Here is an 11,268-nt window from a genome sequence, read left to right as displayed (position 1 = left end):
CGGGGCGCCGGTGATCCTGCCGTCAGGGGCCGAGCGGACGGGGCTGGCGGCGCTGCCGGTGCGGGCGCTGCGGCTGTCAGGACCCGTGCTGACCCTGCTGCGCCGCTTTGGCCTGACGCGGATCGGGCAGCTCTATAGCATTGATCGCAAAGCACTTTCCCGGCGCTTCCAGTCCCGCGAAGCGGTGGAGGCGGTGATGCTGCGGCTGGATCAGGCGCTGGGTGCGCGGGCCGAGCCGTTTGCCCCGCTGCGGGCGCCGCCGGACTATGCCGCCCGCCTGCCCTGCCCGGAACCGCTGAGCGACAGCGCCGGGATCAGCGAGGGCCTGAGCCGCCTGACGGAGGAGCTGTGCGCGAAGCTGTCGGCCCATGGACTCGGCGCGCAAGGCTTTGTTTTTTATGCACTTCGTTCCGATGGCGAGACGCGCAGCCTGACCGTCAACATGGCGCGGCCGGTGCGCAAACCGGCCCATGTGCTGCGCCTTTTCCGGGAGCGGCTGGACCGGATTGACCCCGGTTTCGGCATCGACCTCCTGCTGCTGGAAGCCCTCAGAACCGCCCCCATGGAGGCCGGAAGCCAGCCATTATCCGCTGATCTTGCCATGACTATAACGGACTTAGGCATGCTTTCCGCGCTCGCAGACCGGATCCAGGCACGACTAGGCGAGGCCCGTGTCATGATCATCCAGCCGGAGGCCCGCCACCCACCGGACATGGCCGAGCGTCGCGTGCCCTTCACCGGCCAGCTGACCGAGGACACCCCGCCTCCGCCCGACACGCTGCCTGGCCTGCGCCCCATCCGTATGCTGGACCGGCCCGAGCCGATCGATGCCGTCGCCGAAGTACCGGACGGGCCGCCGCTGCGCTTCGTCTGGCGCCGGGTGGTGCGCCGCGTGGTGAAGGCCGACGGGCCCGAGCGGATCGCGCCGGAATGGTGGACCCACCTGCCGACGCCCGGCAGCGGGGTCCAGGCCATGCCCCGCGCGCGGGACTATTACCGCGTCGAGGACGAGCACGGGCATCGCTACTGGATCTTCCGCGAAGGCCTCTACGATGACAGGCGCGGCAGCCACCCGGACTGGTTCATGCAGGGGCTGCTGGCATGAGCGGGTACGCAGAGCTCGCCGTGACGACGAACTTCTCCTTCCTGCGGGGAGCGAGCCATGGCGCCGAACTGGTGCAGCGGGCCGCCGAGCTGGGCCTGTCGGCCATCGGGGTCGCGGACCGCAACACGCTGGCCGGGGTCGTGCGGGCGCATACCGCCGCGAAGGAGGCCGGGCTGAAGCTGCTGGTCGGGGCACGGTTGGTGCCGCTGGAGGGACCGGAGATCCTGGCCTACCCGATGGACCGGACGGCCTATGGCCGCCTGTCGCGCCTCCTGTCAGACGGCAAGATGAAACCGGACGTACCGAAGGGCGAGTGCCATCTGACGCTGGAGACCATCCTTGCCGCCAGCGAGGGACAGGTGCTGATCGTCATGCCACCTGCTGTTCCGCCTGCGGAATTTTCCGATACGCTGCGCGAAATCGCCGCCGCCGCGCCGGGCCGCACTTACCTTGCCGCGCGCTACACCTATTCCGGCCGCAACCGCGAGCGTATCGCCCGGCTGGCGGAGCTCGCCGCCAGTGCCGGCGTGCCGCTGGTCGCCACAAATGACGTGCTCTACCACGCGCCGGACCGCCGCCCGCTGCAGGACGTGCTGACCTGTATCCGCGAACACTGCACCATCGACACCGCAGGCTACCGGCTGGAAGCGAACGCGGAACGGCATCTGAAGAGCCCCGCCGAAATGGCCCGCCTGTTCCAAGGCTTCGAAGCCGCTATCGAACAGACGCAGGCGATCGCGGAACGCTGCAATTTCAGCCTGGACGAACTGGCCTATGAATATCCGGACGAACCCGTTCCCTCCGGCGCAACGCCGCAAAGCCATCTGACAAAGCTGACCTGGGAGGGCGCGGCAAGCCGCTATCCGGATGGCATTCCGGATCAGGTTTCCCGGCAGCTGGAAGAAGAGCTGGCCCTGATCGAGGAGCTTTCCTATGCGCCCTACTTCCTGACCGTGCACGACATCGTCGCTTGGGCACGCAGCAAGGATATCCTGTGCCAGGGGCGCGGCTCTGCGGCGAACTCCGCCGTCTGCTACTGCCTCGGCATTACCAGCGTGGACCCGACGCTGACCAAGCTGCTGTTCGCACGCTTCCTGTCGCGGGAGCGGCGGGAGCCGCCGGATATCGATGTCGACTTCGAGCATGAGCGCCGCGAGGAAGTGATCCAGTATGTCTACGGACGGTATGGCCGCCACCGCGCCGCCCTGACGGCAACGGTGATTTCCTACCGCTCCCGCTCCGCTGTGCGCGAGGTCTGCAAGGTGCTCGGCCTCAGCGAGGATATTTCCAGCGCGCTGGCCAATGGCGTCTGGGGTAGCTGGAACGATGCCATGCCGGACAAGCGCATCGTCGAGGCGGGGCTCAGCCCGCGCAGCCCGCTGATCCGCCGCGCCGTCCTCCTGACCCGGCAGCTGATCGGTTTCCCGCGCCACCTGTCCCAGCATGTCGGCGGTTTCGTGCTGACGCAGGGCCCCCTCACCGAGACCGTGCCCATCGGCAATGCGGCCATGGATAAGCGAACCTTCATCGAATGGGACAAGGACGACATCAACGCGCTCGGCATCATGAAAGTGGATGTGCTCGCGCTGGGCATGTTGACCTGTATCCGCAAGGCCTTTGACATGCTGGAGAGCCACAAGGGCATCCACCATACGCTGGCCAGCATTCCACCCGACGATCAGCCGACCTATGACATGCTGTGCCGGGCCGACAGTATCGGCGTGTTCCAGGTGGAGAGCCGCGCGCAGATGGCGATGCTGCCGCGCCTGCGCCCGCGCGTCTTCTATGATCTCGTGATCGAGGTGGCCATCGTGCGGCCCGGCCCGATCCAGGGCAACATGGTGCACCCATATCTGCGCCGCCGGAACGGAACGGAACCCGTGCGCTTCCCGAGCCCCGCCCCGGAACACGGCCCGCCGGACGAACTGGAGCAGATCCTGGCGCGCACCAAGGGCGTGCCCCTGTTTCAGGAACAGGCCATGCAGATCGCCATCGATGCAGCAAAGTTCACGCCCGATGAAGCGAACGGCCTGCGCCGGGCGATGGCGACCTTCCGCCACCTCGGCACGATCCACAATTACGAGGAGATGCTGGTCTCGCGCCTGATCGATCGGGGCTATGACCCGGCCTTTGCCCGGTCCTGCTATGAGCAGATCAAGGGCTTTGGCGAATACGGCTTCCCGGAAAGCCACGCGGCCTCCTTCGCGCTGCTCGTCTATGTATCGTCCTGGTTGAAATGTCACCATCCGGACATTTTCTGCGCCGCCATCCTGAACAGCCAGCCCATGGGCTTCTACGCCCCGGCCCAGCTGGCGCGGGATGCGCAGGAGCATGGCGTCGAGATCCGCCCGGTGGATGTGAACCATTCCGACTGGGACAATACGCTGGAGCCGGTGGAGCATGCCTCCGGCCTGTTCGCCGTGCGCCTCGGCTTCCGGCAGGTGGACGGATTGCGGCAGGCCGACATGGAGCAGCTGATGCTGCACCGGGGCGCAGGCTATGCCAGCCCGGACGCACTGACACGCCGGGCCCGGCTGACGCGCGCCGTGCTGGAACGGCTGGCGGCGGCGGATGCCTTCCGTTCCATGGGCCTGTCGCGGCGCGATGCCCTCTGGAAGATCCGCGGCGACGCGCCGGGCCATGCCCTGCCCCTGTTTGCGGCGGCCGACCTCGCCGAACAGGGCGCGGAGGCGGACGTGGAGCTGCCACAGGTTCCGCCATCGGAGCATGTGCTGCAGGATTACCAGACGAATCGCATGTCGCTGAAGGGCCATCCGATGCACTTCCTGCGGAATGCGCATACGCGGCGGGGCATTGTCTCCACCGCCGAGGCAACCGGGCGGCGGAACGGCCAGCGGGTGGAGACGTCCGGCCTCGTTCTGGTGCGCCAGCGGCCCGGATCTGCCAGCGGGGTCGTCTTCGTCACGCTGGAGGATGAAACCGGGATTGCGAACCTGGTCGTCTGGCCGCGCGTGCTGGAACGGTTCCGTCCGGTCGTGATGCGTGCGCGGATTCTGCATGTGGTCGGCCGGGTCCAGTCTGCCGACAATGTCACCCATATCGTGGCCGAGCGGCTGATCGACTGTACGGAGGACCTGTCCCTGCTTTCGGAAGATGTGCTGCGTGATCCGCTGAACGGGGTGCTGGCGCGGCCGGACGAGGTCCGCCGGCCTGTGGCGCCGCGCAAGGGCCCCGCCAGGCGCCCCTCTGGCGGGCGCCATCCGCGCAATGTCCGCGTCATCCCGCCGAGCCGGGATTTCCATTAAGCGGGCGACCTGCGGCCCGAAATATATTGACAGTCCTTATGTCAATTATTTAGGCTTCCCGAAACACATCAATCGGAGGCAATGCCCATGGATGTCCGGAACGAAGTTTTCCCATCCGACCCCGCCCGCATGACACAGATGCTGGAGAAAGGCCCTGACGGCCCGATATTCATGGTCAACCTACTGAAATTCAAGGAAAAAGCCGAGTATGACGATGGCCGCGAGACGGACCTTTCCGGACGCGATGCCTACATGATCTACGGCCGGGCGGTGGCCGATATCCTGCCGAAATTCGGCGGGCGGGCGGTCTTCGCCGCGGATGTCACCTTCCTCGCGCTCGGCGAAGTGGAGGAGCTCTGGGACGAAGTCGCCATCGCCATGTATCCCACCCGCGCGGACATGGTGCGCATGTCCCTGTCGGAGGAATGGCGCGAAGCTGCCGTCCACCGCTCCGCTGGCCTGAAGGGGCAACTGAACATCGAAACTGTCTTACCCGCAGCTCAGCAGGAGTCCCCATGGGCGAAAAACCTGATTCAGGAGCAAAAATGACGTTTCGCGCAGTTTCGTCAGCAGCGGGAAGCTTTCCTCAAGACCCAACCTGTCTATTCTGGACTTCTGATTGTGGGGATAATTGACGGCATTCGGCTTGCTTTCAGCGTCCGATAGCATTGGCAGGGAAATAGACATGGCGACAGACCAGACCACGCAAGACGAAACCCACGTCTCGGATGGCCGCAGGCTCAGGTCTGAACGCAACCGGCAGAAAATCGTGACCGCCATGATGGAACTGGTTCGCGAGGGTGACTACGACCCGAGCGTAGCCAGCATTGCGGAACGGGCCGGCGTTGGCCTCCGGACCGTGTTCCGCCATTTCGACGATGTCGACACGCTCTACCGCGAGATGTCCGGACAGATGGAGGCCCGCATCCTGCCCGAGATCGCCAAGCCTCTGACAACGGAAGCGTGGCAGGATCGCGTCAAGGAGATGATGGGGCGCCGCATCCGCATCTTCGAAGACATCATGCCCGTCCGGATCTGCGCCCGCGTCCGGCGCTTCCGGTCAGAATTCCTGATGGCCAATCACAAGAGGTTTGTGGCGCACGAAACGGCTGCGCTGTCCCTCGCACTTCCCAAGGAAGTGCTGGAAAATGAACCGCTGAAACTCGCCTTTGATGTTGCGCTGAGCTTCGACACCTGGCGGCGCCTGCGTCAGGACCAGGAATTCTCACGGGCCAAGGCCACCGCGACTCTCGAAGCCATGCTGGATGCGCTCATCGCCGCTGCAGAATGAAGCTGACGCACAGTCTCATACTTGCGGCTGTGATGGCCACTGCCTGCAGTGGACCATCTGATCAGAAGACGTCATCCGAGACATGTGGCCTCGCGCCTGGCGCACTGGACACATTCATATCATTCGGACCCGGATCTTTCGACAAGGGAAAGGATCCGGTCTATCCGGAAGAGTCCCCCCCCCTTACTTTGCACATAGATGCATTTGACCTGCTGTCTCATGAAGTAACGAATGCCGAGTTCGCTCGCTTCGTTGAAGCAACCGGTTATGTAACCGACGCGGAACGTAGCGCAGCGGCTGGCGGAGTAGGTGCAGGTTCTGCTGTGTTCCAGTCTGCGGAAGGCTCCATCGGGAAATACCCATGGAAGCTCGTCTCCGGGGCAACCTGGAAGTCACCGGAAGGCCCGGGATCCAGTATAGCCGGGCGTGAACGCCACCCGGTCGTTCATGTATCTCTCGCAGATGCCCACGCCTATGCCGAGTGGGCCGATGGCAGGCTGCCGACAGAGGCCGAATGGGAATATGCAGCATCTCTCGGCCTGCCTGATCCGGCGCGCTCCAACTCCGGTGCATATACCGAAAGCGGTGGGCCAATCGCAAACACCTGGCAGGGCATCTTCCCCATCGCCAATACAGGTGCTGATGGCTTCAAGGGCACCTCGCCGGTCGGGTGTTTCGGTCCGGACAAAGCCGGCATGTTCGACATGATCGGAAACGTGTGGGAGTGGACAGACACGCCCTACGGCCCCGGAACGAACACGATCAAGGGCGGCTCCTATCTGTGCGCAGAGAATTTCTGCCGCCGGTACCGCCCAGCCGCACGCCAGCCGGAGGAGACCGATTTCTCGTCAAATCACATCGGCTTCCGTATCGCCCGGGATGTGCAGCCCTGATCGGTCAGTTTGGCCAGTAGATATATTCATCCCCAGCCTCGAACCGGTCTGCCGCAGTCTTGTCGACCATGATCGGGCTCTCCACGATGTAAGGATAAAGAGGCTCCCGCGCATTCGCCCAATGCGCATCGATCAGGGACTGAAGCTGTGCCACCTTGCCCGGCATGGAATCCGCGAGATTTACCTGCTCCGTAGGGTCATCCGCCAGATTGAACAGCCAGGACTTCTCCTGCCGCCCATTTACTTGCAGCTTCCAGTCGCCAGCGCGTACGACACGGTAGTATCCGCTGGACCAGAAGATCGCATCATCCTGCCGCTCAACGTGCCCGCTCCCTGTCGCTTCTGGCAGAAGGTTTTCGCCATCAATCTCCACACCCGCCGGCAAGACCGCCCCCGCGATTGCGGCCAGGGTTGGCATCAGATCCACATGCGCCACGGGGGTCTCTATCGTGGTATCAGCGGCAATTTTTCCGGGCCAGGAAACAAACATCGGCACTCGAATTCCACCCTCGAACAGGGTGATCTTCCACCCTCTGTATGGGGCATTCACCTCCGGCAAGCCGATATACCCCGCGCCGCCATTGTCTGACGTAAAGACGATGACTGTATTGTCCGCGAGCCCCTCTTCCTCCAGCTTATCCATGATGCGGCCGACACTCCGGTCGAGCGCACGCACCATCGCCGCATAGACTCTCAAGCGCTCCGGCTGGATGTCTCCCACGGCATCATAGTCTTCCTGAGTGGCCTGCAGCGGTGTGTGCACACCCCAATGAGCCAGATAGAGGAAAAACGGGCGGTTACGGTTTGCCTCAATCACCTTGCTGGCCTCGTCGGTCCAGTAATCGGTCAGATATCCACCCGGTTCGAACCATTCACTGTTATTGAACGATGCCGCGTACTGCATGCGTGCCCAGAGGAATTGGTCAATGGGATCGAAGTCAAGCTTGGCGTTGACCACATCCGGATCATCGCCCGGAAGATAAAGGCCACTCGCCATCAGTAAGCTTTCATCAAATCCTTGCGCGGTTGGGCGCGACTCCTCACTGCGCCCCAGGTGCCATTTGCCGATATGGACCGTGTGATACCCAGCCTGTTTCAACAGCTCAGCAACAGTCACCTCTTCGCCCGGCAAGCCCTGCTCTTCAAACGGCACACTGCCCTCATCCGCCTGCTTGTTCCAGAGGATCGGAGGAAGACCGTTGTCCATGTCGTTTCCAATCCTGGAAACGATACCTCCCATGCCGGCCGGCGTTGGCGTAAACTCAAAACCTGTACGGGTCGGATAGCGCCCGGTCATCAGCATCGCACGAGAAGGCGCGCAGGTTCCTGTGCCAGCATAAGCTTGCTGGAATATCGCGCCTCGCGCAGCAAGTCGGTCGATGTTCGGGGTGGGAACAAGCCCGCCTGCCACGCCGCCGCCGAACGTCGAGATGTCGTTGATGCCCAGATCATCCGCCACGATGAAAACGATGTTCGGTGGGCCTTCCAATTTGTCGGCCTGCCGACCTTCTGGCCCCTGATCCCAGGCAATCTCCTGTTTAGGCGCCACGTCCACTCGGCCGGTATGTGAAACCAGAAACAGGATCACGGTTTTTTTGTTGAACCAGGCAAGTCCGGCAATAGCGACCAGAAGCGTGGCAATTGCGATGAGAATTTTTTTCAGCATGTTTGCCTGCGCCTAACTGAGCAATTCTTCACAGCCCGTACCGGACAGAATCTGCTTGACTTCACCCTGAACGGCTGCGGGAAGCGCAGTGGCTTCTTCACGTAGATGCTTCAGGCATTTGGCTTGATACGGGAATGTCGGCTGTTTCCAGACCTGACCATCTATTTCCGTTTCAAACTCGGACTTCCCGGCGATGACAGCCGCGGCATTGGCCTTGAGGAACGGGAGGTAGACCCGGCCTATTTCGCGAAGCAACGGCTTAAGCCGATCTTCCGCCTTCTCACGGGTAAACCAGTCACCGTCTTCTGGCTCTATACCGGACAAGTCTTCCACCCGGTCCAGCCAGGCCCTGACCCGAGCTGAACGCGCGCTTGTCAAAGCTGCAGAGGTCGGCTCCACGATGGCGAGCTGCGTGAGCTGTCCATAAATTGCGAAATCTGCTGAAGAGGGCCGTGCGCCGAGCACGTAGCCCGCGCCTTGCAACAAGGCATCCAGAAGGTCGATGAAGCGGAGATAGCTGGATTCAATGGTCGACGCGGTGACGTCATTCGAGCCGACAACATAAAGCCGCTCAGTCTGCCGTTTACTGAACATGTCCGCCATTTTCTGCGCATCCGGCGCGGCAAGCGTCGGCAGGGACCAGTAGACGAGCAAAGGCGCAGCATTGTCGCGGTCTGCTTCGAAATACCAGCGATAGTGGAACATGGCCTTGGTCAGCCATTCATCCGCATAATCTTCGATCAACTCATTCAGGAAAGCGAGTGCCGGATTTTCCGGAATGACACTCCGGCCGGCATAGTCCCGTTCCAACCGGCGGGTGATGGGTGTGGAATCGACAACGGCCTCAACATCACCGCTTCCATCAGGAAAATAGAAAGTCGGCAACAGCTTCACCTTCGGTTGCGGAAGGCCCGGCGGAGGATTCTGGTGCCCGCCCCAGAGAACCGCGTAGGGAATCCGGCGATACCGCAACAAAGCCAGCATCTTGCGTGTATACGGCGAACCGGGCGCGCCCATCAGCTTCAGGCGATCGTCAGGTATGACGTCCATGTTTCCTCCCTGCCCGCGTGCCGGGTCTTTTCACTTATTTATTGGCACTCTTCCTGTCATTTATTTCCGGGTCAATAGAAGATCGCCGGGTCAACGCCGGATGAGGCGCCGGACGAAGTAGACTAGGAAGCCGGCAATCGTGATGACGCCGATGAGCAGAACCAGCAGTTGTGGCCAGTAGGCCTTGAACTGACGCGCCATTGTATTGCGCGTGATCTCTCTCAAAGAGCTATAGCCTTCCGGCACTTCCAGAACGCCGACACGCTTGCTGTAAGCCTGATACTCATCCAGCATGTCCGCGAAGACATCCGGCTCGTCCTCGCTCAGATCCTTTGTCTCTCCCGGATCCTGTTCGATGTCGTACAGGCGCCACTGGCCGTCGCCATGTGGCTTCTGATTGCGGGTGATCTTCCAGCGGCCCTTCAGGATGGCGGAATTGCCAGATACTTCCATTCCGATCACATCGTCCGGCTGGTAAACCGTTGCTTGTGCACCGGACAGTATCGGCCCCAGGCTGCGCCCGGTCATCATGTTATCCGGTGCTTCAATCCTCGCGTATTTCAGCAAGGTTGGCGCGATATCCGTCACAACCGTCCGGGCATCGACGGTCTCTCCTTCCGGCACGCCGGGCCCCGCCATGACCAGCGGCACGCGAAGGCCGCCCTCCGATCCAAGAAATTTGAACATGTTATTGGGGGACGCCGCCGCGATCGCCCATTCCGGACCGATAAAGCCCCAGCTTCCCTGCTCCCCGATGCCATCGATGCCGATGTGATAGCCATGCATCTTCATCCAGATCGACAAGCGGATGTCTTCATCGCCGCGCGATGGTTCCGGTCCATTGTCGGACGTCACGACGAAGACTGTATTTTCATACTGACCGGTCTGCTCAAGGTGCTCCATGAGCCGGCCAATCTCGATGTCCATGGCCTCCATCATGGCGGCGTTCACCTGCATTCGGGCCGCATAGAGGGCCTGTTCGTCCGGGGAGAGATCGTTCCATGCGCGCATCTCTTCCGGCATATCGGCGAGCGGCGCACTCTCAGGAATCAAGCCGATCTCTTTCGCCTTCTGCCAACGCGCGATCCGCAGCGCATTCCACCCCTGGTCATAGATACCATCATATCCTGCGGTCAGTTGCGGAGGCGCCTGGACTGGAATGTGGATTGCCTGGAATGCCACATAGGCAAAGAATGGCTGATCCTGATCGCCCTCATCGAGGTAATCGATCATGTGATCGACGATCATGGTGGACGAGTAGAAAGAGTCCGGCAGCTCCGCAGGCGCTCCATCCTCATACCAGGGCGCCTTTTGATAATACGGCATGTAAGGCTTAGGCGACCAGTTATCGGCACCGGATGCATCCAGTGCCAGAGACCGGTCAAATCCATGTGCGTTGGGCAGGTCACCCGCGCCGCTGCCGAGATGCCATTTACCGGACATCAGCGTCCGGTATCCGGCCGTCTTCAGCCTGTCTGCGAGAGTCAGGACGCCCGGTTCAAGATGCATCGTGTAGCCGGGCTGACCGACATGTTCCTTCGGCAGCACTTCGGGAATCGTTGCGATGCCGGTCATGTGATTGTCCATGCCGGTCAGGAGCATGGCCCGCGAGGGCGAACAGAGCGGAGATGAATAATGCCGCCGGAACATGGCGCCGCGCGCGGCGAGCGCGTCGATGTTCGGTGTACGCGCCTCTCCGCCATAGATGCCGAAGTCCATCAACGCCGCATCATCGACCAGGATGAGGACGATATTGGGCCGCGTATCTTCCAATTGGGCCTCGGCGGCCAGGCCTGTACCGAAGAAAGCGATGGCTGCGGTGATCCCCCCACCCAGCCATACGAAACTTTTCCGAACGATACCGCTCGCTTTCCAATCCGGCATGTCTACCCCTGACTCATATAATGACACTCGAAATGTCATCTGTTTGATCTTTTGTCAAAGTCGGGGCTGAACACCGCTGAGAAAATATCGGTGTAAATTCTGAAATTCAGGAT

Annotated in this window: 8 protein-coding genes; 5 read left to right on the top strand and 3 right to left on the bottom strand. The window is 61.8% G+C overall.

The features are described from left to right. From HY26_RS19000 to HY26_RS07565, 5 genes are all read left to right on the top strand, one after another. The coding region (locus HY26_RS19000) for a DNA polymerase Y family protein (protein WP_158531447.1) at window positions 1-1,105 on the top strand (1,105 nt) is incomplete at its 5' end. Beyond that, window positions 1,102-4,371 carry an error-prone DNA polymerase gene (locus tag HY26_RS07580; RefSeq protein WP_112073280.1) on the top strand — a complete coding sequence of 1,090 codons (3,270 nt, stop codon included), beginning with the start codon at window positions 1,102-1,104 and terminating at the stop codon, window positions 4,369-4,371. The genes HY26_RS19000 and HY26_RS07580, both read left to right, overlap by 4 nt. Window positions 4,372-4,458: 87 nt before the next feature. Continuing rightward, complete coding sequence (locus HY26_RS07575; RefSeq protein ID WP_034767171.1) at window positions 4,459-4,920, top strand: DUF1330 domain-containing protein; 462 nt, start codon at window positions 4,459-4,461, stop codon at window positions 4,918-4,920. A 136-nt stretch (window positions 4,921-5,056) separates the two neighbouring features. Beyond that, a complete protein-coding gene (locus tag HY26_RS07570) occupies window positions 5,057-5,662 on the top strand; it encodes a TetR/AcrR family transcriptional regulator (RefSeq protein WP_112073279.1) in 606 nt (201 codons plus the stop codon). Further along, window positions 5,659-6,555 (top strand): SUMF1/EgtB/PvdO family nonheme iron enzyme, encoded by an 897-nt coding sequence (locus tag HY26_RS07565; RefSeq protein WP_233351562.1) that lies wholly within the window; start codon window positions 5,659-5,661, stop codon window positions 6,553-6,555. Before HY26_RS07570 ends, HY26_RS07565 begins: the two co-directional genes overlap by 4 nt. Before the next feature lie 4 nt (window positions 6,556-6,559). Here HY26_RS07565 and HY26_RS07560 read toward each other — a convergent pair whose 3' ends face one another. From HY26_RS07560 to HY26_RS07550, 3 genes are all read right to left on the bottom strand, one after another. After that, the gene (locus HY26_RS07560) at window positions 6,560-8,221 is read right to left on the bottom strand and encodes a sulfatase (RefSeq protein ID WP_199288544.1); all 1,662 of its coding nucleotides are present in this window, start codon (window positions 8,219-8,221) and stop codon (window positions 6,560-6,562) included. 12 nt (window positions 8,222-8,233) lie between these two features. After that, a complete protein-coding gene (locus HY26_RS07555; RefSeq protein WP_112073278.1) occupies window positions 8,234-9,271 on the bottom strand; it encodes a glutathione S-transferase family protein in 1,038 nt (345 codons plus the stop codon). 90 nt (window positions 9,272-9,361) lie between these two features. After that, on the bottom strand, window positions 9,362-11,155 hold the full coding sequence (locus HY26_RS07550; protein WP_112073277.1) for an arylsulfatase: 1,794 nt from the start codon (window positions 11,153-11,155) through the stop codon (window positions 9,362-9,364). Window positions 11,156-11,268: the final 113 nt, after the last annotated feature.

This window comes from Hyphomonas sp. GM-8P, from assembly GCF_003263315.1.
Taxonomy (GTDB): Bacteria; Pseudomonadota; Alphaproteobacteria; order Caulobacterales; family Hyphomonadaceae; genus Hyphomonas.
The sequence above is the reverse complement of the archived record's forward strand: the minus strand, read 5'-3'. Positions and strand labels throughout refer to the sequence as shown.